The organism is Agrilactobacillus yilanensis, from assembly GCF_003946725.1.
GTDB lineage: Bacteria > Bacillota > Bacilli > Lactobacillales > Lactobacillaceae > Agrilactobacillus > Agrilactobacillus yilanensis.
Genome location: NZ_RHOY01000017.1, coordinates 1 through 26,254 on the forward strand (window position 1 = coordinate 1; position 26,254 = coordinate 26,254).

At 40.5% G+C, this 26,254-nt stretch carries 28 protein-coding genes and 6 tRNA genes; 32 read left to right on the forward strand and 2 right to left on the reverse strand.

Annotation, left to right across the window (positions count from 1 at the left end; genetic code table 11):
* The first annotated feature begins 2 nt into the window (after window positions 1–2).
* The 11 genes from EKM93_RS10505 (at window position 3) to rpoC (ending at window position 13,251) form a co-directional block, all read left to right on the forward strand.
* Window positions 3–74 (forward strand) — tRNA-Gly (locus EKM93_RS10505).
* Between the two features lie 29 nt (window positions 75–103).
* A tRNA-Leu gene (locus tag EKM93_RS10510) sits at window positions 104–189 on the forward strand.
* 7 nt (window positions 190–196) lie between these two features.
* Window positions 197–270 (forward strand) — tRNA-Arg (locus EKM93_RS10515).
* A gap of 6 nt (window positions 271–276) precedes the next feature.
* Window positions 277–350 (forward strand) — tRNA-Pro (locus EKM93_RS10520).
* 24 nt (window positions 351–374) lie between these two features.
* Window positions 375–446, forward strand: a tRNA-Gly gene (locus tag EKM93_RS10525).
* 16 nt (window positions 447–462) lie between these two features.
* A tRNA-Pro gene (locus tag EKM93_RS10530) sits at window positions 463–536 on the forward strand.
* Between the two features lie 349 nt (window positions 537–885).
* The gene (locus tag EKM93_RS10535; protein WP_125715554.1) at window positions 886–3,387 is read left to right on the forward strand and encodes an ATP-dependent Clp protease ATP-binding subunit; all 2,502 of its coding nucleotides are present in this window, start codon (window positions 886–888) and stop codon (window positions 3,385–3,387) included.
* Between the two features lie 155 nt (window positions 3,388–3,542).
* Window positions 3,543–4,466, forward strand: coding sequence for a peptidase U32 family protein (locus EKM93_RS10540; RefSeq protein ID WP_125715555.1), 924 nt, complete (start codon window positions 3,543–3,545; stop codon window positions 4,464–4,466).
* Between the two features lie 12 nt (window positions 4,467–4,478).
* Window positions 4,479–5,741 carry a peptidase U32 family protein gene (locus EKM93_RS10545; RefSeq protein WP_125715556.1) on the forward strand — a complete coding sequence of 421 codons (1,263 nt, stop codon included), beginning with the start codon at window positions 4,479–4,481 and terminating at the stop codon, window positions 5,739–5,741.
* Window positions 5,742–5,985: 244 nt separating this feature from the next.
* Window positions 5,986–9,573: a DNA-directed RNA polymerase subunit beta gene (gene rpoB, locus EKM93_RS10550; RefSeq protein ID WP_125715622.1), complete on the forward strand. Its 3,588-nt coding sequence runs from the start codon at window positions 5,986–5,988 to the stop codon at window positions 9,571–9,573.
* Window positions 9,574–9,606: 33 nt separating this feature from the next.
* The gene (rpoC, locus tag EKM93_RS10555) at window positions 9,607–13,251 is read left to right on the forward strand and encodes a DNA-directed RNA polymerase subunit beta' (protein WP_125715557.1); all 3,645 of its coding nucleotides are present in this window, start codon (window positions 9,607–9,609) and stop codon (window positions 13,249–13,251) included.
* A 68-nt stretch (window positions 13,252–13,319) separates the two neighbouring features.
* Here the strand turns inward: rpoC and EKM93_RS10560 are convergent, their stop codons facing one another.
* A complete protein-coding gene (locus tag EKM93_RS10560) occupies window positions 13,320–14,018 on the reverse strand; it encodes a prepilin peptidase (RefSeq protein ID WP_164507066.1) in 699 nt (232 codons plus the stop codon).
* A gap of 282 nt (window positions 14,019–14,300) precedes the next feature.
* On the opposite strand from EKM93_RS10560, the gene rpsL reads away from it, so the two are divergent.
* The 3 genes from rpsL to fusA all read left to right on the forward strand — a co-directional run bounded on the left by rpsL (window position 14,301) and on the right by fusA (window position 17,381).
* Complete coding sequence (gene rpsL / locus EKM93_RS10565; protein WP_125715559.1) at window positions 14,301–14,714, forward strand: 30S ribosomal protein S12; 414 nt, start codon at window positions 14,301–14,303, stop codon at window positions 14,712–14,714.
* A gap of 28 nt (window positions 14,715–14,742) precedes the next feature.
* Window positions 14,743–15,213 (forward strand): 30S ribosomal protein S7, encoded by a 471-nt coding sequence (rpsG, locus tag EKM93_RS10570; protein WP_125715560.1) that lies wholly within the window; start codon window positions 14,743–14,745, stop codon window positions 15,211–15,213.
* Window positions 15,214–15,287: 74 nt separating this feature from the next.
* Entirely contained in the window at window positions 15,288–17,381 is a 2,094-nt protein-coding gene (fusA, locus tag EKM93_RS10575; RefSeq protein WP_125715561.1) for an elongation factor G, read from the forward strand.
* Window positions 17,382–17,500: 119 nt separating this feature from the next.
* Here the strand turns inward: fusA and EKM93_RS10580 are convergent, their stop codons facing one another.
* Window positions 17,501–18,058 carry a cysteine hydrolase family protein gene (locus tag EKM93_RS10580; RefSeq protein ID WP_125715562.1) on the reverse strand — a complete coding sequence of 186 codons (558 nt, stop codon included), beginning with the start codon at window positions 18,056–18,058 and terminating at the stop codon, window positions 17,501–17,503.
* Between the two features lie 271 nt (window positions 18,059–18,329).
* Here EKM93_RS10580 and rpsJ point away from each other — a divergent pair, with 271 nt between their 5' ends.
* From rpsJ to rplR, 18 genes are read left to right on the forward strand one after another with little or no spacing between them, the layout of a single operon-like run.
* Window positions 18,330–18,638, forward strand: coding sequence for a 30S ribosomal protein S10 (gene rpsJ, locus EKM93_RS10585; protein ID WP_125715563.1), 309 nt, complete (start codon window positions 18,330–18,332; stop codon window positions 18,636–18,638).
* Between the two features lie 31 nt (window positions 18,639–18,669).
* Complete coding sequence (gene rplC / locus EKM93_RS10590) at window positions 18,670–19,302, forward strand: 50S ribosomal protein L3 (RefSeq protein WP_125715564.1); 633 nt, start codon at window positions 18,670–18,672, stop codon at window positions 19,300–19,302.
* A 21-nt stretch (window positions 19,303–19,323) separates the two neighbouring features.
* Window positions 19,324–19,947, forward strand: coding sequence for a 50S ribosomal protein L4 (gene rplD / locus EKM93_RS10595; RefSeq protein WP_125715565.1), 624 nt, complete (start codon window positions 19,324–19,326; stop codon window positions 19,945–19,947).
* The gene (gene rplW, locus EKM93_RS10600; RefSeq protein WP_125715566.1) at window positions 19,947–20,231 is read left to right on the forward strand and encodes a 50S ribosomal protein L23; all 285 of its coding nucleotides are present in this window, start codon (window positions 19,947–19,949) and stop codon (window positions 20,229–20,231) included. The genes rplD and rplW overlap by 1 nt, the downstream gene beginning before the upstream one ends.
* 20 nt (window positions 20,232–20,251) lie before the next feature.
* The gene (rplB, locus tag EKM93_RS10605; RefSeq protein ID WP_125715567.1) at window positions 20,252–21,082 is read left to right on the forward strand and encodes a 50S ribosomal protein L2; all 831 of its coding nucleotides are present in this window, start codon (window positions 20,252–20,254) and stop codon (window positions 21,080–21,082) included.
* Window positions 21,083–21,125: 43 nt separating this feature from the next.
* Window positions 21,126–21,407 carry a 30S ribosomal protein S19 gene (rpsS, locus tag EKM93_RS10610; RefSeq protein ID WP_125715568.1) on the forward strand — a complete coding sequence of 94 codons (282 nt, stop codon included), beginning with the start codon at window positions 21,126–21,128 and terminating at the stop codon, window positions 21,405–21,407.
* A 16-nt stretch (window positions 21,408–21,423) separates the two neighbouring features.
* The gene (rplV, locus tag EKM93_RS10615; RefSeq protein WP_125715569.1) at window positions 21,424–21,777 is read left to right on the forward strand and encodes a 50S ribosomal protein L22; all 354 of its coding nucleotides are present in this window, start codon (window positions 21,424–21,426) and stop codon (window positions 21,775–21,777) included.
* Between the two features lie 12 nt (window positions 21,778–21,789).
* The gene (gene rpsC, locus EKM93_RS10620) at window positions 21,790–22,452 is read left to right on the forward strand and encodes a 30S ribosomal protein S3 (protein WP_125715570.1); all 663 of its coding nucleotides are present in this window, start codon (window positions 21,790–21,792) and stop codon (window positions 22,450–22,452) included.
* Window positions 22,452–22,886: a 50S ribosomal protein L16 gene (gene rplP, locus EKM93_RS10625; RefSeq protein WP_125715571.1), complete on the forward strand. Its 435-nt coding sequence runs from the start codon at window positions 22,452–22,454 to the stop codon at window positions 22,884–22,886. The genes rpsC and rplP overlap by 1 nt, the downstream gene beginning before the upstream one ends.
* Complete coding sequence (rpmC, locus tag EKM93_RS10630) at window positions 22,876–23,070, forward strand: 50S ribosomal protein L29 (protein ID WP_125715572.1); 195 nt, start codon at window positions 22,876–22,878, stop codon at window positions 23,068–23,070. The genes rplP and rpmC overlap by 11 nt, the downstream gene beginning before the upstream one ends.
* 21 nt (window positions 23,071–23,091) lie before the next feature.
* Window positions 23,092–23,367 (forward strand): 30S ribosomal protein S17, encoded by a 276-nt coding sequence (gene rpsQ / locus EKM93_RS10635; RefSeq protein WP_125715573.1) that lies wholly within the window; start codon window positions 23,092–23,094, stop codon window positions 23,365–23,367.
* A gap of 24 nt (window positions 23,368–23,391) precedes the next feature.
* Entirely contained in the window at window positions 23,392–23,760 is a 369-nt protein-coding gene (gene rplN, locus EKM93_RS10640; RefSeq protein WP_125715574.1) for a 50S ribosomal protein L14, read from the forward strand.
* Between the two features lie 37 nt (window positions 23,761–23,797).
* Entirely contained in the window at window positions 23,798–24,106 is a 309-nt protein-coding gene (gene rplX, locus EKM93_RS10645; RefSeq protein WP_125715575.1) for a 50S ribosomal protein L24, read from the forward strand.
* A gap of 24 nt (window positions 24,107–24,130) precedes the next feature.
* On the forward strand, window positions 24,131–24,673 hold the full coding sequence (gene rplE / locus EKM93_RS10650; RefSeq protein ID WP_125715576.1) for a 50S ribosomal protein L5: 543 nt from the start codon (window positions 24,131–24,133) through the stop codon (window positions 24,671–24,673).
* A gap of 12 nt (window positions 24,674–24,685) precedes the next feature.
* Window positions 24,686–24,871: a type Z 30S ribosomal protein S14 gene (locus EKM93_RS10655; protein WP_125715577.1), complete on the forward strand. Its 186-nt coding sequence runs from the start codon at window positions 24,686–24,688 to the stop codon at window positions 24,869–24,871.
* 27 nt (window positions 24,872–24,898) lie between these two features.
* Window positions 24,899–25,297: a 30S ribosomal protein S8 gene (rpsH, locus tag EKM93_RS10660; RefSeq protein WP_125715578.1), complete on the forward strand. Its 399-nt coding sequence runs from the start codon at window positions 24,899–24,901 to the stop codon at window positions 25,295–25,297.
* 19 nt (window positions 25,298–25,316) lie between these two features.
* Window positions 25,317–25,847 (forward strand): 50S ribosomal protein L6, encoded by a 531-nt coding sequence (gene rplF, locus EKM93_RS10665; RefSeq protein WP_125715579.1) that lies wholly within the window; start codon window positions 25,317–25,319, stop codon window positions 25,845–25,847.
* Between the two features lie 40 nt (window positions 25,848–25,887).
* Window positions 25,888–26,247 (forward strand): 50S ribosomal protein L18, encoded by a 360-nt coding sequence (gene rplR / locus EKM93_RS10670; RefSeq protein ID WP_125715580.1) that lies wholly within the window; start codon window positions 25,888–25,890, stop codon window positions 26,245–26,247.
* The last annotated feature ends 7 nt before the right edge of the window (window positions 26,248–26,254 follow it).

Genomic DNA, 26,254 nt, shown 5'->3' on the forward strand with positions numbered 1-26,254 from the left:
ATGCGGAAGTAGTTCAGTGGTAGAACATCACCTTGCCATGGTGGGGGTCGCGGGTTCGAATCCCGTCTTCCGCTTTTTTTAAATTTTATGCCTTTTCTATTTTGCCGGGGTGGCGGAACAGGCAGACGCACAGGACTTAAAATCCTGCGGTGAGTGATCACCGTACCGGTTCGATTCCGGTCCTCGGCATTTATACGCACCCATAGCGCAACTGGATAGAGTGTCTGACTACGAATCAGAAGGTTGTAGGTTCGACTCCTACTGGGTGCATTTTATCGGGAAGTAGCTCAGCTTGGTAGAGCACCTGGTTTGGGACCAGGGGGTCGCAGGTTCGAATCCTGTCTTCCCGATCCAATAAATAATTTAATTAATATGCGGAAGTAGTTCAGTGGTAGAACATCACCTTGCCATGGTGGGGGTCGCGGGTTCGAATCCCGTCTTCCGCTTTTTTTGTGCATTTACCGGGAAATAGCTCAGCTTGGTAGAGCACTACGTTCGGGACGTAGGGGTCGCAAGTTCAAATCTTGTTTTCCCGATTAGGGATCAAAACATAGGCATCATACTTAGAGAACGGTCAAAGTTTAACGTTGATCGCTCTCTTTTTTTGAATGAACTCAGTTTTATAACTTTAATTATTAAGTTAATATCGCTATAATATTCTCAGAATATACTATTTTTAAGTTAAAGACTTGTAATTATTTGAAGTGAATGTATAATTGAATAACTATTAAAAGTAAGTGTTGTTCTTAGGGATAACCAATAACTGATTAATTTCTTTTTTGAAATTAAAATTATATTGAAAGATAATTCGCATATTGTGGATGAATTCGGTATAGTTAATAGTATAGTTGTGAATTAATTTTCTAATGAAAGTGAGGGGTAAATTTGGATAATCTATTTACGCCCAGTGCTAAAAATGTTTTAGCACTTGCACAGGAGCAAGCAAAGTATTTCCATCATCACGCTGTGGGTACGGAACACTTATTGTTAGCACTTGTTTTAGAAAATGATGGTGTTGCTGGTAAAACGTTACGTCAACTGACAATTGCGCCAGAAGATGTAAAAGAAGAAATTGAACGTTTTACGGGTTATGGCTCATTGAACGCCAGTGCGGCCAGTCAAAAGGATACTTACTTACCTTATTCTCCTAAAGCTAAGCAAATTTTGACCTTCGCTGGTGATGAAGCAAAGCGCTTAGGTGCGATGAAAATTGGCACTGAACATATATTGTTAGGACTATTACACGAAGATGATGTATTGGCGTCTCGAATTATTACGAACTTAGGCTTAAGCTTGTCTAAGACCCGTCAAGTACTTTTGAAGAAGATGGGGATTTCTGAAGCAACCATTAAACGGCGGACAGCGGCAACTAAACGCAATTCTGATAAGAAGGGCACACCGACGCTAGATTCATTGGCACGAGATTTGACACAAGCGGCCTCTGAAAATCGAATGGATCCCGTTGTTGGTCGAGAAAAAGAAGTTCGTCGAGTCATTCAAATCTTGAGCCGCCGGACAAAGAACAATCCCGTATTGATCGGGGAACCCGGTGTTGGTAAAACAGCGATTGCAGAAGGTTTAGCCCAAAGAATTATTAACCATAATGTACCAATTGATATGCAAAATAAACGGCTGATGATGTTGGATATGGGCTCTTTAGTAGCCGGTACAAAATATCGTGGTGAATTTGAAGACCGCTTGAAAAAAGTAATTGATGAGATTTATCAAGATGGCAATGTTATCTTGTTCATTGATGAATTGCATACTTTAATTGGTGCCGGTGGTGCTGAAGGGGCCATTGATGCTTCTAATATTTTGAAACCAGCTTTGGCCAGAGGTGAACTCCAATTAATTGGGGCCACAACTCTAGATGAATATCAAAAATATATTGAACGCGATGCTGCTTTAGAGCGGCGTTTTGCAACAATTACAGTTGATGAACCAACACCTGAAGAAGCTGAAGAGATCTTAAAGGGTCTAAGAAGCCGTTATGAAGAACATCATGGTGTTACGATAACGGACGAAGCACTACACGAAGCCGTTGTTTTATCTTCTAGATATATTACCGGTCGTTTCTTACCAGATAAGGCGATTGATTTAGTCGATGAATCTGCTGCTAAAGTTCGCTTAAATGCGGCTGATAATCTGTCACCAAGCGATCAGTTGCAACAAGAATTGGATGACTTGGTTAGCAAAAAAGAAAAAGCTATTGAAAATCAAGACTTTGAAAAAGCGGCAAACTATCGTGAAGATGAAATGGCGCTTAAAGAAAAATTGGCTGAGACGAGTGACGATGAATCTGACGGTGTTCGTAAAGATGTCAAAGTGACTGGTGAAGATGTGGCACAAGTCGTTTCTGAATGGACCGGTGTCCCATTAACGCAAATGCAAAAGAGCGAAAGCGCTCGTTTAGTGAATCTTGAAAAAGTTTTGCATAAACGCGTTGTTGGTCAAGAAGAGGCAATTTCAGCAATTTCACGGGCGATTCGTCGGGCCCGCAGTGGCTTGAAGGATCCAAATCGACCAATTGGGTCATTCCTATTCTTAGGGCCAACTGGTGTCGGGAAAACAGAATTAGCTAAAGCTTTAGCCGAAGCTGTTTTTGGCTCTGAAGATAATATTATTCGAGTAGATATGTCTGAATATCAAGAACAATATACAACTTCACGGCTTATTGGTTCCCCTCCAGGTTATGTCGGCTATGATGAAGGTGGTCAATTAACCGAAAAAGTTCGGAACAAGCCTTATTCAGTTGTCTTATTTGATGAAGTTGAAAAAGCCCATCCCGATATTTTTAATGTGCTATTGCAAGTATTAGATGATGGTTATTTGACGGATGCCAAAGGCCGGCGCGTTGACTTCAGAAATACAATTTTGATTTTGACGTCTAACTTAGGTGCAACCGCACTTCGAGACGAAAAATCAGTCGGTTTTGGTGCCAAGGCTGCTGGACAAGACTACACAGCAATGCGTAGTCGGATTCTGGAAGAAATGAAACGCTTCTTCCGGCCAGAGTTCTTAAATCGGATCGACGAAACAGTTGTCTTCCATTCTCTAGATAAAGCGGAATTACGGCAAATTGTTAAGATTATGTCTAAGACGGTTGTGAAACGCTTGGCAGAACAGACAATTAAAGTAAAAATTACAAACGCAGCGTTGGATGCTGTTGCGGCAGCAGGTTTTGACCCAACTTATGGGGCACGGCCAATTCGCCGGGCTATTCAAACGCAGATTGAAGATCGCATCAGTGAATCGTTGTTGACGGGGCAGATTAAGAGTGGCGATAGTATTACCATCGGTGCTTCTAAAGGTAAAATTACGGTCTCAGTAAAAGAACCTAAAGCTGAAGACAATAATTCTGAAGATGTGGATAAAGTGAAATCTTAAAATACAATCTATTATAAACAGCACCTGTGAATAAAATTTGATTTTATTCCGGGGCTGTTTTTTTAGGTATTTCCCTATTTTTTAATAAGAAATCGTGTTATTGTGGATAAGATGTGTTAATTTTAGTATAAAATTCAATTAGGAGTCCTTAGTTTATGATAGAACTTATTGCGAGCCCAGCTTCATTGCAACAAGCAACAGCACTGATGCAGGCTGGTATTGATACCATATATGCCGGGGAAGATTATTTCGGACTGCGCTTACCCCATAGTTTTGAGCGTTCAGAACTCACTGAACTGATTCAACTTGTCCACAGTCAAAACAAAAAAATAGTGGTTGCTGTCAATGCTATTTTCCACAACGATCGAATTGTAAATGTGCAAAACTATTTAGAGTTCTTAGCTGCTGAAAAAGTAGATCGGGTGACGATTGGTGATCCCGGGGCAATCCGGATTTTACAAAAGAATCAAATCGCTTTAGATTATTGGTATGATAGCGCTGATCTTGTAACTAATGCCAGACAGGTTAACTTTTGGCATCAGCACGGTGCAGCCGGTGCGGTGATTGCTAATGAGGTGCCTTATCAGGAATTACAGCAATTAGTACCAAATTTGAAGGCACCAATTCAATTATTAGTTTACGGTGCGGCAGCCATTCATCAATCCGGTCGGCCATTATTGACCAACTATTTTAATTTTGTTCAGGCGCATCAAGATAAATTGGATCGGGAAAAGGGGCTGTTTATTTCAGAGCCTCGTAAACCGGAGAGCCATTATGCCATTTATGAAGATATTAATGGTACCCATGTTTTTGCCAATAATGATGTGGATTTAATGCCAAGAATTTTGAAAGTTGCGCAATTACCAATTAATCATTGGTTCTTAGATGGCTTGTATGCGGACGAAACTGGTTTTGTAACGATCGCTAAAGCGTTTGATACCGCACGAACAAGCTTTGAACAAGGCCAGCTTACGGCGGCGCAATGTTTGCAGTTAGATGAACTTGTCCAACAAAATCAACCGGCAAATCGGGCAGTAGATACAGGATTCTTTGATATTGATCCTGATGACGTGAAATAATGAGGTGTTTACATGATAGAAAATAAACCAGAAGTTCTAGCACCTGCTGGAACAATGGAAAAGTTAAAAGTCGCAATTGATTATGGTGCCGATGCCGTTTATATCGGCGGCGATGCGTATGGTTTGCGATCTAGAGCCGGAAATTTTTCTTTTGAAGAAATGGCTGAGGGCGCAACTTATGCCCATGCTCACCACGCAAAAGTTTATGTTGCCGCTAATATTGTGGCCCATGAAGGCAATTTAGAAGGTGCTGGCGCTTATTTCAGAGAAGTTCGGGATAATGGCATTGATGCGGTGATTGTATCAGATCCGTCATTAATCGAAATTGCAATTACCCAGGCGCCTGGCTTAGCGGTGCATCTATCCACACAAGCTTCAGCAACGAATTGGGAAACTTTAAACTTCTGGAAAGATGAAGGCTTGGAGCGTATTGTCTTGGCTCGAGAAGTGGGTTTAGCTGAAATTAAAGAGATCAGAAAGCATACAGATATTCAAATTGAAGCCTTTGTCCATGGCGCAATGTGTATCGGGTACTCTGGGCGTTGCGTTTTATCCAATCATATGGGCTTACGGGATGCTAATCGTGGCGGTTGTGCGCAAAATTGCCGTTGGCGCTATGATCTGTTTGAAATGCCAACTTTAGGTGAGAAACAAACGACCCTGGGCAAAAATCAAGATGGTGAAATTGAAGATTTCTCAATGAGTGCGGTAGATATGTCAATGATTGAGCACATTCCGGAACTAATTGACGCTGGGGTAAATAGTCTTAAAATTGAAGGCCGGATGAAGACAGTGCATTATGTTTCAACTGTTGCTAATGTTTATCATAAAGCGGTGGCAGATTACTGTGCGGATCCGGTAAACTATCAAATGGATCCAGAATTGGTGGACGAATTGTGGAAAGTGGCACAACGGGAAATGTCCACTGGTTTTTACTTTGGGACACCAACAGAAGATGACGAGTTATTTGGTCCAAGACGGCAACAGCCGCATTATAAATTTATCGGCCAAGTGTTAAGCTATGATCGTGATCAACAGATTGTAACAGTACAGCAACGTAATAACTTTGGTATTGGCGATAAAATTGAATTTTATGGGCCTAACTTTACGCACTATCGGCAAACGGTGACAGATTTAACGGATGAATGGCATCACGATATTCAACGGGCACCCCATGCAATGCAGACAGTCCATTTCCATTGCCCTTATCCCGTACATCCGGGGGACTTCATCCGAGCTAAGGAAGTAAAGGCTAATGTTAAAGTGACGAATTAAGCATTTGACATTGTAAAGAAATAATTATATACTATTATCTGATTTATATAACTGTGGTAGGTAAGCAAAGGCTGCTGTGATCTATTGTCCATAGCGGTCTTCATATAAAAACAAAAATAGTTAAAAGGTTTTAGCTGTTTTTGGTTTTTTTTTGCTCAAAAACCGTTATTTTTTATTTTCTTAAACAAATCTTAATAATTTAACAAAATAGCGGGCCATGAACTTCGAAGAAAGGGTGAATGATTTGGCAGAACACTTAGTAAATTACGGCAAACACCGCACGCGTAGAAGCTTCGCACGAATTAAAGAAGTTTTGGAATTGCCAAATTTGATTGAAATTCAAACGAATTCCTATCAATGGTTTTTAGATGAAGGTTTGCGTGAGATGTTTGACGACATCATGCCAATCGATGACTTTGCAGGTAACTTATCACTAGAATTTGTAGACTATCAACTTTTGGAACCTAAATATACGGTGGAGGAAGCACGTCAGCATGACGCCAACTACTCTGCACCGTTACATGTCACCTTAAAATTAACGAACCATGAAACTGGTGAAATTAAGACACAAGATGTTTTCTTTGGGGACTTCCCATTGATGACGGAACAAGGGACATTTATTATCAACGGGGCTGAACGGGTTATCGTCTCACAATTAGTACGTTCACCTGGGGTTTACTTCAATTCTGAAATTGATAAAAATAGCCGGACAATGTACGGTACAACTGTGATCCCTAACCGAGGGGCTTGGCTAGAATATGAAACGGACGCAAAGCGGATTTCTTACGTTCGTATTGATCGGACACGTAAGATTCCAATGAGTGAATTAATCCGTGCCTTAGGTTTTGGTTCAGATTCTGAAATCATTGATATTTTTGGTGAAAATGAATCTTTAATGCTGACTTTGGAAAAAGATGTTCATAAAAATAATGAAGATTCTAGAACTGAAGAAGCCTTAAAAGATATTTACGAACGTCTTCGCCCTGGCGAACCAAAGACTGCGGATAGTTCACGGTCCTTGCTATATGCGCGTTTCTTCGATCCAAAGCGCTATGATTTAGCGTCAGTTGGTCGTTATAAGATCAATAAGAAATTAAATTTAAAAACACGCTTAATGGGTCAAGTGCTTGCTGAAACTTTGGCTGATCCAGATACTGGTGAAATAATTGCCCAAAAGGGTGACGAAATTGATCGCCAAGTAATGGATAAATTAAGTGATTATTTAGAACGGGACGATTTCAAAACTTATACTTTCCAAGCTAATGATGAAGGTGTTTTGACAGATCCTGTAATATTACAAATTATTAAAGTTTATTCTAAAAAGAATTTGGATCAAGTTGTCAATGTTATTGGTAACGGCCACATTGATCCAAAAGTGAAACATATTATTCCGGCTGATATTTTGGCATCTATGAATTACTTCTTTAATTTACAAGAAGGTATCGGTTCTACGGATGATATCGATCACTTAGGTAATCGTCGGATTCGTTCTGTCGGTGAATTATTGCAGAATCAATTTAGAATTGGTCTTTCTAGAATGGAACGGGTTGTCCGTGAAAGAATGTCTATTCAAGATACTTCTACAGTAACACCGCAACAATTGATTAATATCAGACCTGTTGTTGCTTCAATTAAGGAATTCTTCGGATCTTCTCAATTGTCTCAATTCATGGATCAAACCAATCCGTTAGGTGAATTGACCCATAAACGGCGTCTATCTGCCTTAGGCCCTGGTGGTTTGACACGGGATCGTGCCGGTTATGAAGTCCGGGACGTGCATTATACCCATTATGGTCGGATGTGCCCAATTGAAACCCCTGAAGGCCCTAATATTGGGTTAATTAACAGTTTGGCCAGTTATGCCGTTGTCAATAAGTATGGTTTCATTGAAACCCCTTATCGACGGGTTTCTTGGACAGACCATAAAGTAACGGACAAAATCGACTATTTAACGGCCGATGAAGAAGATGCTTACATCGTTGCCCAAGCCAACTCACCATTAAATGATGATGGTAGTTTCCAAGATCAACGTGTGTTAGCACGTTACAAAGATGACAACATTGAAACAACACCAGAACGTGTGGATTACATGGACGTTTCACCAAAACAAGTAGTTGCCGTGGCAACCGCATGTATTCCTTTCTTGGAAAACGATGACTCCAACCGGGCCTTGATGGGTGCAAATATGCAACGTCAAGCCGTTCCATTGGTTAATCCACATGCCCCACTTGTTGGGACTGGGATGGAATATGTCGCTGCCCATGATTCTGGGACAGCAATGTTAGCTAAAGAACCTGGTACTGTTGAATATGTTGATGCTAAAACAATTCGTATTCGTCGGGATGACAGCTCTGTTGATGATTATAGATTAATGAAGTTCCGTCGTTCTAACGGTGGTAAGAGTTATAACCAACGGCCAATCGTCAAGGCTGGCGATCGGGTGGACAAGAGCGAGATTATCGCAGATGGTCCATCTATGGAAAATGGGGAATTAGCTTTAGGCCAAAACCCATTGATTGCCTTCATGACTTGGAATATGTATAACTTTGAAGATGCGATCGTTTTATCTGAACGTTTAGTTAAAGAAGATGTCTATACTTCAATCCATATTGAAGAATACGAATCTGAAGCACGAGACACTAAATTAGGCCCTGAAGAAATCACCCGTGAAATTCCTAACGTTGGTGAAGATGCATTGAAGAACTTAGACGAATTTGGGATTATCCGAATTGGTGCTGAAGTTCGGGACGGCGATATTTTAGTTGGTAAAGTAACACCTAAAGGGGTTACTGAATTATCTGCTGAAGAACGTCTATTGCATGCCATTTTTGGTGAAAAAGCCCGTGAAGTTCGAGATACTTCATTACGTGTGCCTCATGGTGGCGGCGGGATCATTCAAGATGTTAAAATCTTTACCCGTGAAGCTGGGGATGAATTATCACCTGGTGTCAATATGATGGTTCGGGTTTACATCACGCAAAAACGTAAAATTCAAGTCGGCGATAAAATGGCCGGTCGTCACGGGAATAAAGGGACGGTTTCAATCGTTGTTCCTGAAGAAGACATGCCATTCTTACCTGATGGGACACCGGTTGATATCCTATTGAACCCAATGGGCGTACCATCACGGATGAACATTGGTCAAGTCTTGGAATTGCATTTAGGCATGGCTGCTAGAAACTTAGGCATTCATGTATCAACACCTGTCTTTGATGGTGCCCGTGAAGATGATTTGTGGCGGACTGTTAAAGAAGCAGGGATGGCTTCTGATGGTAAGACCATTCTTTATGACGGTCGTACCGGGGAACCATTTGATAACCGTGTCTCAGTTGGGGTCATGTATTACATGAAATTAGCCCATATGGTTGATGACAAGTTGCATGCACGTTCTATCGGCCCATACTCATTAGTAACGCAACAGCCTTTAGGTGGTAAAGCACAATTTGGGGGCCAGCGTTTTGGTGAAATGGAAGTTTGGGCACTTGAAGCTTATGGGGCAGCTTATACCCTTCAAGAAATCTTAACTTATAAGTCAGATGACGTTGTGGGTCGGGTTAAGACCTATGAAGCGATCGTTAAAGGCGAGCCAATTCCAAAACCAGGCGTACCGGAATCCTTCCGAGTTTTAGTTAAGGAATTACAATCTTTAGGCTTAGATATGAAAGTGTTAGATGCAGACAAAGCTGAAATCGAACTTCGGGATATGGATGACGAAGACGATGATGTTTCCAATGTGGATGCATTGACAAAATACGCTAAAGAACAAGAAGAAAAGAAAGCTAAGGAAGAAGCTGCTAAAGCGGCTGCCAAGGCGGATAACGACCAAAAGTAAAAAACACCGTCAAATAAATTAGGAGGTCGGCCATTGATAGACGTCAATAAATTTGAAAGTATGCAAATCGGATTAGCTTCCGCTAACAAAATTCGCAGTTGGTCCTACGGTGAAGTTAAAAAACCAGAGACAATCAACTATCGGACTTTAAAGCCAGAACGTGATGGTTTGTTTGATGAACGTATTTTCGGCCCAACAAAAGACTGGGAATGTGCTTGTGGTAAGTACAAGCGGATTCGTTATAAGGGTATTGTCTGTGATCGTTGTGGTGTTGAAGTAACACGTTCTAAAGTGCGTCGTGAACGGATGGGTCACATTGAATTAGCAGCACCTGTTTCACATATTTGGTACTTCAAAGGGATTCCAAGCCGGATGGGTCTTGTCTTAGACATGAGCCCTAGAGCATTGGAAGAAATCATTTATTTTGCTTCTTATGTTGTGATTGATTCTGGAGATACGGCTTTAGAAAAGAAACAGTTATTAACAGAACGCGAATATCGGGACAAATTAGAACAATATGGCAGCAAAGCTTTCAATGCTAAAATGGGCGCTGAAGCGATCAAAGAATTGCTGCAAGATGTTGATTTAGAAAAAGAAGTTAAAACACTAAAAGAAGAATTAAAGACAGCTCAAGGTCAAAAACGGATTCGGGCTATCCATCGCCTAGATATTTTGGATGCTTTCCGCAAGAGCGGCAACAAACCAGAATGGATGGTTATGGAATGTATTCCGGTTATTCCGCCTGATTTGCGGCCAATGGTTCAACTTGAAGGTGGCCGGTTTGCAACGAGTGATTTGAACGACTTATACCGTCGGGTAATTAACCGTAATAATCGTTTGAAACGTTTGCTGGACTTAAAGGCACCAAACATCATCGTGCAAAACGAAAAACGGATGCTTCAAGAAGCCGTTGACGCTTTAATCGATAATGGGCGTCGTGGCCGTCCAGTTACTGGACCAGGGAACCGACCATTAAAATCTCTATCCCATATGTTAAAAGGGAAACAAGGTCGTTTCCGTCAAAACTTATTAGGGAAACGGGTGGACTATTCTGGTCGTTCTGTTATCGACGTTGGCCCAACATTGAAGTTCTATCAATGTGGGTTACCTCGTGAAATGGCTTTGGAATTGTTCAAACCTTTCGTAATGCGTGAATTGGTTAAACGCGAAATTGCGTCTAATATCAAGAATGCAAAACGTAAAATTGAACGTCAAGATGATGATGTTTGGGATGTACTAGAAGACGTTATCAAAGAACGTCCAGTACTATTAAACCGGGCACCAACGTTGCATAGATTAGGGATCCAAGCTTTTGAACCAGTCCTAGTAGATGGTAAATCTATTCGGTTGCATCCATTAGCTTGTGAAGCCTATAATGCCGATTTTGACGGGGACCAAATGGCTGTCCACGTGCCTTTATCCGATGAAGCACAAGCAGAAGCACGGATGTTGATGCTTGCAGCCCATCATATTTTGGCACCTAAAGACGGGAAACCAATTGTTACCCCATCTCAAGACGTTGTTTTAGGGAACTACTATTTAACACTTGAAGAAAAGAACCGCGAAGGTCAAGGGATGATCTTCAAGGATGCCAATGAAGTTGAAATGGCTTATCGTAATGGAACAGTGCACTTGCATTCTATTATTGGTCTATCAATTGCTGGTATGCCTGAAAAGCCTTTTGCAGAAGCACAACGTGAAAGTGTTATGATTACCTCTGTTGGTAAAGTAATCTTTAACAAGATCTTGCCAGCAGACTTCCCTTATTTGAATGAACCAACAAATAATAACTTGGTTAACGGTGTTCCTGATGAATATATCGTGGCCAACGGGGAAAACATTGAAGACAAAATTGCAAATGAAGCTTTGATTCCACCATTTAAGAAGGGCTTTTTAAGTGACATTATTGCCCAAGTCTTCAAAGTTTATAAAGTACAACGAACTTCAGAATTGTTGGATGATATGAAAGAATTGGGTTACACAATTTGTACCCATTCTGGATTAACTGTCGGTGTTGCCGATGTCCCAACCGTTGCTGAAAAAGGCGATATTGTTGACGAAGCGCATAAGAAGGTTTCAACAGTTTCTAAACAATTCCGTCGTGGTTTGATTACTGATGAAGAACGTCATAATCGGGTAATTAGTATTTGGAACGATGCCAAAGATGACATCCAACAAAAATTAGTAGATGGTTTTGATGCTTCTAACCCTATCTCAATGATGAGTGACTCCGGTGCCCGGGGGAATATCTCTAACTTTACGCAATTAGCTGGGATGCGTGGTTTGATGGCTGCGCCTAACGGTGGGATGATGGAAGTCCCTGTTACTTCAAACTTCCGTGAAGGTTTATCCGTTATGGAAATGTTTATGAGTACCCACGGGGCTCGTAAAGGGATGACCGATACAGCCTTGAAGACTGCCGATTCTGGTTACTTGACACGTCGTTTAGTTGATGTGGCCCAAGACGTTATTGTCCGTGAAGAAGACTGTGGCACAGATCGCGGCTTAGAAGTTAGTGCGATCCGTGAAGGTAACGAAATGATCGAACCATTATATGATCGTTTGGTTGGCCGTTATACAATGAAGTCTGTCTTTGATCCAGAAACTGGCGAAGAAATTATTGGTCGGAATCAATTAATGACTGAAGATATTTCACAAAAGATTGTGGATGCTGGCGTAACAACGGTTACCATTCGTTCTGTCTTCACATGTAATACAAAACATGGTGTCTGCAAGAAATGTTACGGCCGTAACTTGGCAATTGGTCAAGAAGTTGAAGTCGGTGAAGCAGTTGGTACAGTTGCTGCCCAATCTATCGGCGAACCCGGGACACAATTAACAATGCGTAACTTCCATACCGGCGGTGTTGCTGGCGGCGAAGATATTACACAAGGGTTACCCCGTGTCCAAGAAATTTTTGAAGCCCGGAATCCTAAAGGGTTATCAAATATTACTGAAGTTACTGGGGAAGTCACTGCTGTGGATGAAAATCCAGCAGAACATACCCGTGAAATTACGATTGAAGGCCGAACAGACACTAGAACTTATAGTGTGCCGTACGTTTCTAATATTGTCGTTGCAGAAGGCGACCATATTGAACGTGGGGATAAATTAACAGGTGGTTCAATTGATCCTAAACAATTAATTAAAGTCCGTGATGAAATTTCTACTGAAAACTACTTGCTAAGTGAAGTTCAAAAAGTTTACCGTATGCAAGGGGTAGAAATCAGTGATAAGCATATCGAAGTAATGGTACGGCAAATGTTACGTAAAATTCGGGTCTTAGATCCAGGTGATACGGAAATCTTGCCAGGTACATTGCTAGACATTGCAGATTTCACAGCTCAAAACCATGATACTTTGATCAATGGTGGTATCCCAGCGACTGGTCGTCCAGTACTATTAGGGATTACTAAGGCTTCTCTGGAAACCAACAGTTTCTTATCCGCTGCTTCCTTCCAAGAAACAACACGTGTCTTGACGGATGCCTCTATTCGCGGTAAGAATGACCCATTAGTTGGTTTGAAGGAAAATGTCATTATCGGTAAGATTATTCCTGCCGGGACCGGCATGTCTAAGTATCGTCATATGGAACCACAAACAGTCGGCGCAACTTCTGAAAATGTTTATTCCATCTCTGATTTGGAAAAACAATTGCACGCTGATAAAGAAGATTAATTACTAAAATAAGCGGTTTGCCTCATTTTAAGTGAGGCAAACCGCTTATTTTTTTGGGGTTGATTCAGTTACAAAATAACATAACTTATAAACAAACCCAGTGATAAATAAGGATAAAATGCCAAACGCTGCTGTTTAAAACGGCGCTGTAAAATTAAATGAATACTCACTAAAAGCGCTAGACCAGAACCAAAAAACAACGTAAAAGTGACCATTTTAAACCCAAAGACAACGGTGATAACAATCAATAATTCTACATCGCCCCAACCTAAGCTGTGGGTATAATAAGCGAAGACACTCAGGCTGGTGCTGAAAATAATGAGACCTAATAAGTCTTTGGCTGTCCATGGTAGCGCCGTTAACCCAAAGCCACTGAGTAGCAATGGTAACAGTAAAATAGGAAAGATAAATTGATAGAAATGATCCATCAAACTTAATAGAACTAAAATAAAAAACCAGCTATAAATCAGCATCACAACCAGCAAACTGTTTGTGAGGTTTAGCCAATAAAGTTCTATAAAAACACCGCCACAGATCAGCTCACTCAAACAAAAAACAGGATCTATTTTTTGTTTGCAAAAATAACACCGGCCGCGTTGAATTAAAAATCCTAGGACAGGCAAAAGCTGCCAAACTTTTAAAGTTTTCCCGCAAGTATCGCAACAGGAACGACCGGTTAAAGCACTACGTTGGGGCCAACGTTGGGCGATGCACGTCAAAAAGGAACAAGTACTGCTGCCAATCAGAAACAAAATAAAATAAATCAAAATAAATTCTCCTCGCTATTAGATAAAGGACATTACGCAAAAAGTGCCGTAATTTTTGGTAGGAATTTGTTGAATAGAGAGTTGACAGAGCTTAGAGTTACTGGTATATTGATTTAGGTACTTTTCTGTGCAGTGTTAATATTTTATTAGATAATAACGTGCTGGCTGACAGTGAAGCCATCAATGCAATTTATTGCTTATTTTTTTGCTTAAAAAAAGAACACCTGGATGTGTGGACTTAAACGCATCTTAGAGGTGGCAAATTCTTGAGGAGGATAATTAATGCCTACAGTTAATCAATTAGTACGCCATGGTCGCAAGAGCCGGACTAGTAAGTCTGATTCACCTGCTTTAAACTTTGGCTACAATAGTATGAAAAAATCAATGGTTAAAAACCCTGCACCACAAAAACGTGGGGTTGCCACTCGTGTCGGCACAATGACACCTAAGAAACCAAACTCAGCTTTACGTAAATATGCCCGTGTACGTCTTTCAAACTTGATCGAAGTCACAGCTTACATTCCTGGGATTGGCCATAACTTACAAGAACATAGTGTTGTCTTAATTCGTGGTGGCCGTGTCAAAGACTTACCTGGTGTGCGTTATCATATCGTTCGTGGTGCATTAGACACTGCCGGCGTTACTGATCGTATGCAAAGTCGTTCAAAATACGGGACTAAGAGACCGAAAAAATAAAACACTATAAATTCTAGGAGGTTATAAAATGCCAAGAAAAGGTCATATCGCACAACGCGACGTTTTGCCAGATCCAATGTACAACTCAAAATTAGTAAGTCGTTTAATTAACCGTTTAATGATTGATGGTAAGCGTGGTACTGCTTCCACAATTTTATATGATGCTTTTGACATCATCAAAGAAAAAACAGGTAACGAACCTTTAGAAGTTTTTGAACAAGCTATGAAGAACGTTATGCCTGTTCTTGAAGTTAAAGCACGCCGTATCGGTGGTTCTAACTATCAAGTACCAATCGAAGTTCGCCCTGAACGTCGGACAACTTTAGGCTTACGTTGGATCGTTAGTTATGCACGTTTACGTGGTGAACACACTATGGACGAACGTTTAGCTAACGAAATCATGGATGCTGCTAACAACACTGGTGCAGCTGTTAAAAAACGCGAAGATACGCACAAGATGGCAGATGCCAACCGTGCCTTCGCCCACTATCGCTGGTAATTTTAAATTTCTAATGGCTATTATAGACAATTATTTCTATAGTAGCCTTGTTTATGAGAGGAGCAAACTGTTTCATGGCAAATACCCGTGAATTCTCGCTGGCAAAAACACGTAACATCGGTATCATGGCCCACATCGATGCTGGTAAGACAACAACTACTGAACGGATTCTTTACTATACAGGTAAAATTCATAAAATTGGTGAAACCCACGAAGGGGCTTCCCAAATGGACTGGATGGTTCAAGAACAAGAACGTGGGATCACAATCACATCTGCAGCTACAACAGCGCAATGGAAAGATACACGTATCAATATCATCGATACACCAGGGCACGTGGACTTCACAATGGAAGTTGAACGTTCTTTACGTGTGTTAGATGGTTCTATTACGGTTTTAGATGCACAATCTGGTGTTGAACCACAAACTGAAAACGTTTGGCGTCAAGCTACAACTTATGGCGTACCACGTTTAGTTTTTGTTAATAAAATGGATAAGATGGGCGCTAACTTTGACTATTCTGTAAGTACATTACACGATCGTCTACAAGCTAATGCACATGCCATTCAAATGCCAATCGGTGCTGAAGACGATTTTGAAGGGGTCATTGACTTACTTGAAATGAAAGCCGATTTGTATGATGAAGACGAATTAGGTACACAATGGGATACAGTTGATATTCCTGATGAATACAAAGAAGAAGCTACAAAACGTCGTCAAGAATTAGTAGAAGCTATTGCTGATGTTGATGATGAAATTATGGATAAATACCTTGAAGGTGCCGATATTAGTATCGACGAATTAAAGGCTGCTATCCGTAAGGCAACAATTGATTTGAAATTCTTCCCTGTTCTTGCAGGTTCTGCATTTAAGAACAAAGGGGTTCAAATGTTAATGGATGCCGTTGTTGACTTCTTGCCATCCCCATTAGATGTAAGACCATATCATGCAACTGATCCTGAAACTGGTGAAGATGTTGACTTGATCGCTGGCGATGACAAAGACTTTGCTGCTTTAGCATTTAAAGTTGCAACAGACCCATTTGTTGGTCGTTTAACTTACATCCGGGTTTACTCTGGTACTTTGGAATCTGGTTCATATGTCTTGAACGCTTCTAAAGATACAAGAGAACGTGTTGGTCGTTTGCTACAAATGCACGCCAATCACCGTCAAGAAATTCCAGAAGTATTCTCTGGTGATATCGCTGCTGCGATCGGCTTGAAGAATACAACAACTGGGGATTCTTTAACAGACATTAACCACCCATTGATTTTGGAATCTTTGGAAATTCCTGAACCAGTTATTCAAGTTTCCATCGAACCAAACTCTAAAGAAGACCGTGACAAGTTAGATAACGCCTTACAAAAACTTGCTGAAGAAGATCCAACTTTCAGAGCTGAAACAAACCCTGAAACTGGTGAAACTTTAATCGCTGGTATGGGTGAATTGCACTTGGATATCATGGTTGACCGTATGAAACGTGAATTTAAGGTTGCCGCTAAAGTCGGTGAACCACAAGTTGCTTACCGTGAAACCTTCACAAAACAAACTTCTGCTCAAGGTAAGTTTGTACGCCAATCTGGTGGTAAAGGTCAATATGGTGATGTTTGGATTGAATTCACACCAAACGAAGAAGGCAAAGGCTTTGAATTTGAAAACGCCATTGTCGGTGGGGTTGTTCCTAGAGAATATATTCCAGCTGTAGAACAAGGCTTGAAAGAATCTATGGATAATGGTGTCTTAGCCGGCTATCCATTAATCGATATCAAGGCTCGTTTATATGATGGTTCTTACCATGAAGTCGATTCCTCTGAAGCGGCCTTCAAAGTTGCAGCATCAATCGCTTTGCGTAATGCCGCTAAAGGCGCTGGCGCTGTTATCTTAGAACCACTTATGAAAGTTGAAGTCGTTGCCCCTGAAGAATATTTAGGTGATGTTATGGGCCAAGTTACTGCACGTCGTGGCCGTGTCGAAGGTATGGAAGCACGTGGGAATGCCCAAGTAGTTAATGCCTTTGTACCATTATCAGAAATGTTCGGTTATGCAACTACTTTACGTTCTGCAACACAAGGCCGTGGGACTTTCACAATGACATTTGATCATTATGAAGCTGTACCTAAGTCTATCCAAGAAGAAATCATCAAGAAAAACGGCGGTAACGCTGGATAATTACTCAGGAAACTGAATAATTTTACTTTTTCTTCTATATAATATAGAAAGGCTCAATCATGCTGAGGAGATCCTCAAAATGATTGAGCCTTTTTAGTTGCAATTTAAAAAATAATCCGTTATTCTAAAACGGTTGCGCCAAGAACGTTTTTAAAATGATCCAAGGCCCAGAGATGACCTTGCGGATTAAAGGTGGCCACACCGGCTTTAGGGATGGTCAATTGATAACCTAAGTCGTAGGCGCCAATAGCCGTGTGCAAAATGCAAATGTCTGTACAGACACCGACAAGTTCAATTTCAGTAATATGTCGTGTCCGCAGCAGCAGATCTAAGTCAGTGCCTGTGAACGCATTGTAGCGTGTTTTGGCAAAAGCTTGAACATGATCGCTGGTTTGATGCGCTTGGAACCACGCACCGGTTTTGCCGTATAATGCGCGTCCCCAAGTATCGGCCAAGTTATGGGGCGGGAATAATTTACTTTCGGGATGATAGCTATCATGAGCTTGGTGTAAGTCTGTTGGTAAATAAACAAAATCGTTTTGAGCTAAATAGGTCTGAGCACGTTGAGCGATGAACGCATCAATTTTTTGACCAGGTAAGCCACAGGTTAAGCTGCCCTTATCGGCAACGAAATCATTTGTATAATCAATAATCAGTAGTGCTCGGGGATTAGACATAAACAACACCTCAATTTTTTTGAATTAACCATAACGGTTTAAAGGATAACTGTCAATTTTAAAAGAATATAAAAAAGAGCTTGTAATTTTAGCCCTTTTCAAGTAAAATAAAAAAAGTGCTGATTTTAGTATAAGTAGCACCCCCTATTTAGAGAATAGGGGATTAGCTAAGACGTGAAAGGTTGCGACACGCCCGGATACATTGCCACGGGTGGTTGGAAATTTTCACAGAGCTAGTCTACTCATGATAATAGACGAAGGAGGTAACACAATGGCAAAACAAAAAATTCGTATTCGTTTGAAGGCATATGAACACCGTATTCTTGATCAATCTGCTGATAAGATTGTTGAAACGGCTCAAAGAACTGGGGCTGCAATTTCTGGTCCAATTCCATTGCCTACTGAAAGAACGTTATACACTGTGATCCGTGCACCACATAAATACAAAGATTCTCGGGAACAATTCGAGATGCGGACACACAAACGCTTGATTGATATCATCAATCCAACGCCAAAAACAGTTGATGCTTTAATGAAGTTAGACTTACCAAGCGGCGTAGACATTGAAATCAAATTATAATTAAAAATACAACATATATGGAGGTGTACTCATGACCAGAAAAGGAATCTTAGGCAAAAAAGTAGGTATGACACAAGTATTTAGCGACAATGGCGAATTAATTCCTGTTACTGTTATCGAAGCTGAACCTAATATTGTTTTACAAGTTAAAACAGTTGAAAGTGATGGCTATGAAGCGATCCAATTAGGCTTTGACGACAAGCGCGATATTTTGTCAAACAAACCTGCTAAAGGTCATGTAGCAAAAGCAAACACGACCCCTAAGCGCTTCATTAAAGAAATCAGAGATGTCGAGCTAGGGGATTACACAGTTGGTGACGAAGTTAAGGTCGACACCTTTGAAGCAGGCGATATCGTAGATGTCACTGGTATCACCAAAGGTCATGGTTACCAAGGTAACATTAAGAAAAATAACCAATCACGTGGACCTGAAACCCACGGTTCTCGTTATCACCGTGTACCTGGTTCAATGGGCGCTGTCATTAACCGAGTGTTTAAGGGCAAACCATTACCAGGTCGTATGGGTAATAACAAAGTAACAATGCAAAACTTAGAAATCGTTCGTGTTGATACTGACAAGAATGCAATCTTAATCAAAGGTAACGTACCAGGTGCTAAACATGCTTACGTTACAATCAAAAACGCTATTAAAGGCGATAAGTAAAAATAAGGAAGGAGGCTAATTATGTCAAACGTAACATTATTCAAACAAGATGGTTCTGAAAACGGAACAGTTGAGTTGAAAGATGCCATTTTCGGTATTGAACCTAACAACAACGTGGTTTTTGATGCAATCTTGATGCAACGCGCTGGTCAACGTCAAGGCACACATTCTACAAAGAATAGATCTGCCGTTCGCGGTGGTGGTCGTAAGCCATGGCGTCAAAAAGGGACAGGCCGTGCACGTCAAGGTTCTATCCGTTCACCACAATGGCGTGGTGGTGGTGTCGTATTTGGCCCAACACCAAGAGATTATAGCTACCGCTTGAACAAAAAAGTTCGTCGTTTAGCTATCAAATCTGTTCTTTCTCAAAAAGTGCTTGATGGTGATTTAATCGTTGTTGATGAATTAGCATTAGATGCACCAAAAACAAAAGAATTTACAGCAGTATTAAACAACTTGAAGTTAAGCGGTAAAGTTTTATTGGCTATTGAAGCTGATAACGAAAACGTTGCTTTATCTGCACGTAACATCGAAGGTGTTTCAGTATTAGCTGCAGATCAATTAAACGTATTAGATGTTGCAAACAATAACAAATTAGTTTTGACTAAAAAAGCATTAGATAAGATTGAGGAGGTGCTTGCATAATGACAGCTAGAGACATTATTAAGCGCCCGGTTGTTACCGAAGCTTCAATGAATGCAATGGATGATCGCAAATATACTTTTGATGTTGCTCAGGATGCAAATAAAGTTGCAGTCCGTAAAGCAATTGAAGAAATCTTTGGCGTAAAGGTTCTTAAAGTTAATATTATGAATGTTCATCCTAAGAAAAAGCGCGTTGGCCGTTACGAAGGTTACACAAACAGACGTCGCAAGGCGATCGTAACTTTAACTGCCGATTCAGAACCAATTAAGATTTTCGAAGATTAATTAACTAGGAGGGACGTTCAGTGGCAATTATTAAATATAAACCAACCACAAACGGCCGCCGTAATATGACTGCTTCTGATTTCGCTGAAATCACAAAGACAACACCTGAAAAGTCTTTATTAGAATCACAAAGTCATACAGCTGGCCGTAACGCACACGGACATATTACAGTTCGTCATCGTGGCGGGGGACATAAACAAAAATATCGTATTATCGATTTTAAACGCTTGAAAGATAATGTTATCGGACACGTAAATGCAATCGAATATGATCCAAATAGAACAGCAAACATCGCTTTGATCCATTATGAAGACGGTGTGAAAGCATACATTTTAGCACCTAAAGGTTTAAACGTTGGTGATAAGATCGTTTCTGGTCCTGATGCAGATATCAAACCAGGTAACGCTTTACCACTTTCAAATATTCCTGTTGGTACATTAATTCATAACATTGAATTAAAACCAGGCAAGGGTGGCCAATTAATTCGTTCTGCTGGTACTTCTGCACAAGTATTAGGCAACGAAGGTAAATATACATTAATTCGTTTAGTTTCTGGTGAAGTTCGGATGATCTTATCTACTTGCCGCGCTACAATCGGTGAAGTTGGTAATGAACAACATGAATTAATCCACATTGGTAAAGCAGGTCGTAAACGTTGGATGGGTATTCGTCCTACAGTCCGCGGTTCTGTTATGAACCCTAACGATCACCCACACGGTGGTGGTGAAGGTAAAGCACCAATCGGTCGTCCTTCTCCATTATCACCATGGGGCAAGAAGACACTTGGTAAGAAGACACGTAATGCTAAGGCTAAATCAGAGAAATTCATCGTACGTCATCGTACTAAATAATTAGTATTTCAGTTATTAGCTTATTAAATAAGGAGGTTTCATAATGGGTCGTAGCCTTAAAAAAGGACCATTCGCTGATGCTCATCTTTTGAAAAAGGTCGATGCACAAGCTGATCAAGAAAAAAAGACAGTTATCCGCACATGGTCACGTCGTTCAACAATTTTCCCTAGTTTTATTGGTTATACCATCGCTGTTTATGACGGGAGAAAACACGTTCCTGTTTATGTTCAAGAAGACATGGTTGGTCATAAATTAGGTGAATTTGTACCTACACGTACGTTCCACGGTCATGGAACTGACGATAAGAAAACGTCAGCAAGATAAGAAGGGAGATATATAAATGGCAGATCAAGTTACATCAGCTATAGCAACTGCTAAAACGGTCCGCATCGCTCCTCGTAAAGCTCGTCTTGTAATCGATACGATTCGTGGAAGAAACGTAGCAGAAGCAATTGCTATTTTAGATTTTACACCACGTGGTGCTTCTCCAATCGTCAAAAAAGTGTTACAATCAGCTATCGCAAATGCTGAACACAACTTTGACTTGGATGCAGAAAACCTATACGTTAGTGAAGCTTACGTAAACGAAGGCCCAACTTTAAAACGGTTCCGTCCTCGTGCTAAAGGTTCAGCATCACCAATTAATAAACGTACAAGCCACGTTACAGTGGTAGTATCAGAAAAAGAAGACTAAGGAGGGAATAACTTGGGACAAAAGATTAATCCAATCGGCTTCCGTGTCGGCGTCATCCGTGACTGGGATGCAAAATGGTACGCAGAAAAAGATTTTGCAACTTTCCTTCACGAAGATCTAAGAATCCGTAAATATATTGAAAAGCGTTTGATCGATGCTTCTGTATCACAAGTAGAAATCGAACGTGCTGCTAACCGTGTTAATATTTCTATCCACACTGCTAAACCTGGTATGGTAATTGGTAAAGGTGGTTCTGAAGTAGAAAACCTACGGAAAGAATTAAACAATTTAACAGGTCGTAAAGTTCATATCAACATTATTGAAATTAAAAAACCTGATTTAGATGCTAAGCTTGTAGGCGAAGGCGTTGCACGTCAATTAGAAGCACGTGTTGCTTTCCGTCGTGCACAAAGACAAGCTATCCAAAGAACAATTCGTTCTGGCGCTAAAGGGATCAAGATTCAAATTTCAGGCCGTGTAAATGGTGCTGATATTGCGCGTAAAGAATGGCATACAGAAGGTACTGTACCTTTGCATACATTACGTGCTGATATTGATTACTCTTGGCAAGAAGCTGCAACAACTTATGGTAAATTAGGTGTTAAAACTTGGATCTACCGGGGTGAAATTTTACCTGACAAACCTACAAACACAACGGAAGGAGGAAAACGATAATGCTAGTACCAAAGCGTGTGAAATACCGTCGTGAATTTCGTGGTAAGATGCGCGGTGCTGCCAAAGGTGGCAAAGAAGTTAATTTCGGTGAATACGGCTTACAAGCTTTAGAATCTCACTGGATTACTAACCGTCAAATCGAAGCTGCACGTATCGCCATGACAAGATATACTAAACGTGGTGGTAAAATCTGGATTAGAATTTTCCCTCATAAGTCATACACTGCTAAAGGCGTTGGTGTACGTATGGGTTCCGGGAAAGGTGCACCAGCAGGTTGGGTAGCACCAGTAAAACGTGAAAAAATTATGTTTGAAATTGCTGGTGTCTCAGAAGAAACTGCTCGTGAAGCATTACGCTTAGCTTCAAACAAATTACCAATCAGAACAAAATTTGTTAAGCGTGAGGAAGTAGGTGGCGAATCAGATGAAGGCTAAAGATATCAAACAATTAACCGCTGACGAAATGCTTGCCAAAGAAAAAGAATATAAAGAAGAACTTTTCAACTTGCATTTCCAGCAAGCCACTGGCCAATTGGAAAACACTGCAAGATTGAAACAAGTTCGTAAAAATATTGCAAGAATTAAGACAGTCTTGAAACAACAAGAAATCAATAAGTAAACGCGAAAGGAGCGAGAAATTTTGAGCGAAACAGATACTAAACGTAATAATCGTAAAGTCTATCAAGGTCGTGTCGTTTCTGATAAGACAGATAAGACTATCACAGTTGTTGTTGAAACTTACAAAACACATCCAACGTACGGCAAACGTGTACGCTATTCTAAAAAGTATTATGTACATGATGAAAATAACGAAGCTAAAATCGGCGATGTTGTTCGTATCATGGAAACTCGACCATTGTCCAAACTCAAACGCTTCCGTTTACTAGGAATTGTTGAGAAATCTGTTACATTGTAATTTTAATGAAGGGAGGCTGCACAAGTGATTCAACAAGAAAGTCGTTTGAAAGTCGCAGACAACTCTGGTGCTCGTGAAATCTTAACAATTAAGGTTTTAGGTGGCTCTGGCCGTAAGTTCGCCAACATTGGTGATATTATCGTTGCTACAGTTAAACAAGCAACACCAGGTGGCGTTGTCAAAAAAGGCGATGTCGTAAAAGCAGTTATCGTTCGCACTAAGTCAGGTGCGCGTCGTACCGATGGCTCTTATATCAGTTTTGATGAAAATGCAGCTGTTATTATTAACGCCGATAAAAGCCCAAGAGGCACTCGTATCTTTGGCCCAGTCGCACGTGAACTACGTGACAATGATTTCATGAAGATTGTCTCATTAGCTCCAGAAGTTCTTTAATCGTATAAACCTTAACAGATATGGAGGTGTCAGGTGAATGTATATTAAAACCGGCGATAAAGTCCGTGTTATCAGCGGTAAAGATAAAGGTAAAGAAGGCACTGTTACTAAGGTTTTACCTAAAAAGGATCGCGTCATTGTAGAAGGTATCAACATGATCAAAAAACATGAAAAACCTTCTAACGCTAATCCAGATGGTGGTATTGCTGATGTTGAAGCAGCAATTCACGTTTCTAACGTGCAATTATTAGACCCTAAAGATAACAAACCAACACGTATCGGCTTTAAAGACGTAGATGGCAAAAAAGTCCGCGTTGCGAAACGTTCTGGTGAACAAATCGATTAATATCGAAAGGAGGACAAAATTTAAATGGAAAACCGTTTAAAAGAGAAATATAATAAAGAAATTACACCAGCATTAATGGAAAAATTCAATTATACATCAGTAATGCAAACACCTAAGATTGAAAAAATCGTTTTGAACATGGGTGTTGGCGATGCCGTATCTAACTCTAAAAACTTAGATCGCGCTGTTGATGAATTAACATTAATCTCTGGGCAAAAACCATTGATTACCCGCGCTAAGAAATCTATTGCGGGTTTTCGTTTGCGTGAAGGTATGGCCATCGGCGCCAAAGTAACTTTGCGTGGTGAACGTATGTGGGACTTCTTAGACAAGTTGATCAATGTCTCCTTACCAGGCGTTCGTGATTTCCATGGTGTCAGTGCTAAGTCATTTGATGGTCGTGGTAATTATACATTAGGTATCAAAGAACAATTGATTTTCCCAGAAATCGATTATGATAAAGTTGAAAAAGTCCGTGGCTTAGATGTTGTTATCGTAACAACTGCAAATACTGATGAAGAAGGCTTAGAACTTCTTAAAAAAGTCGGTATGCCATTCGCTAAATAGGGAGGTTCCACATTGGCTAAAAAATCTCTAGTTGCAAAGAATAAGAGACCGGCTAAATATTCTACTCAAGAATACACTCGTTGTGAACGTTGCGGCCGTCCTCATTCTGTTTATCGCAAATTTAAATTATGCCGTGTTTGCCTACGTGAGTTAGCTCATAAAGGTCAAATTCCTGGCATGAAAAAAGCAAGTTGGTAAAATTCAAATAAAAGGAGGAAACGCAATATGTCTCTTACTGATCCGATTGCTGATTACTTAACACGTATCCGTAATGCAAACATGGTTAGACATGATTCTTTAGATGTTCCTGCATCTAGAGTTAAAACAGCTTTAACTGAAATCTTGAAGCGTGAAGGTTTCATCCGTGATTACGAAGTAATTGAAGATGATAAACAAGGCGTCATTCGCATTTTCTTAAAATATGGTAAAAATGACGAACGTGTTATCACAGGTTTAAAACGTATTTCAAAACCAGGTCTAAGAAGTTATGTTAAAGCTGATGACGTACCTAAGGTCTTAAATGGTTTAGGTATCGCTATTATCTCTACTTCTACTGGTATTATTACAGATAAAGAAGCTCGCCAAAAGAACGTCGGCGGCGAAGTATTAGCTTATATTTGGTAATTCGAGGAGGTGTTATTAAGTGAGTCGTATTGGTTATAAAGCTATAGACTTGCCTGAAAATGTAACAGTTACAAATGAAGGCGAGAATTATACAGTTAAAGGCCCTAAAGGTGAATTAACTCGACACTTTGATCCAGCAATTACAATCAAACAAGAAGGTCAAGAAATCAAACTTGATCGTCCAAATGATTCTTATAAAGCTTTACACGGTACTATGCGTGCAAACTTGCACAACATGATTATCGGTGTAACAGAAGGCTATTCTAAGAAATTGTCACTGATCGGTGTTGGTTATCGTGCACAACTTAAAGGTACTAAGTTAGTCTTAAACGTAGGCTACTCACACCCAGTTGAAATGGATGCACCTAAAGGCATTAAAGTAGAAGTTCCATCAAACACTGAAATCACAATTAGTGGTATTAGTAAACAAGTTGTCGGTGAATTTTCCGCGAAGATTCGCGCCGTTCGCCCACCAGAACCTTACAAGGGTAAAGGTATTCGTTATGTTGACGAATATGTCCGTCGTAAGGAAGGTAAGACAGGTAAGTAATGCAGCATAGCGCTGACTATATATTTAGAGGTGAAAAGTTTTGATTACAAAACCAGATAAGAATAAAACACGTCAAAAACGTCATATGCGTGTCCGTAACAAAATCTCTGGTACTGCTGAGCGCCCACGCTTGAACGTATTCCGTTCTAACAAAAACATCTACGCGCAATTAATTGATGACGTAGCGGGTGTGACGCTAGTCAGTGCCTCCACGTTAGATAAAGATCTTGATGCAAAAGGAACTAAAACTGAACAAGCACAAGCGGTTGGTACTTTAATTGCCAAACGGGCTGAAGAAAAAGGTTTGAAAGAAGTTGTCTTCGATAGAGGCGGCTACTTATACCACGGCCGTGTGCAAGCTTTAGCTGACGCTGCAAGAGAAAATGGTTTAGAATTCTAATAAAGGA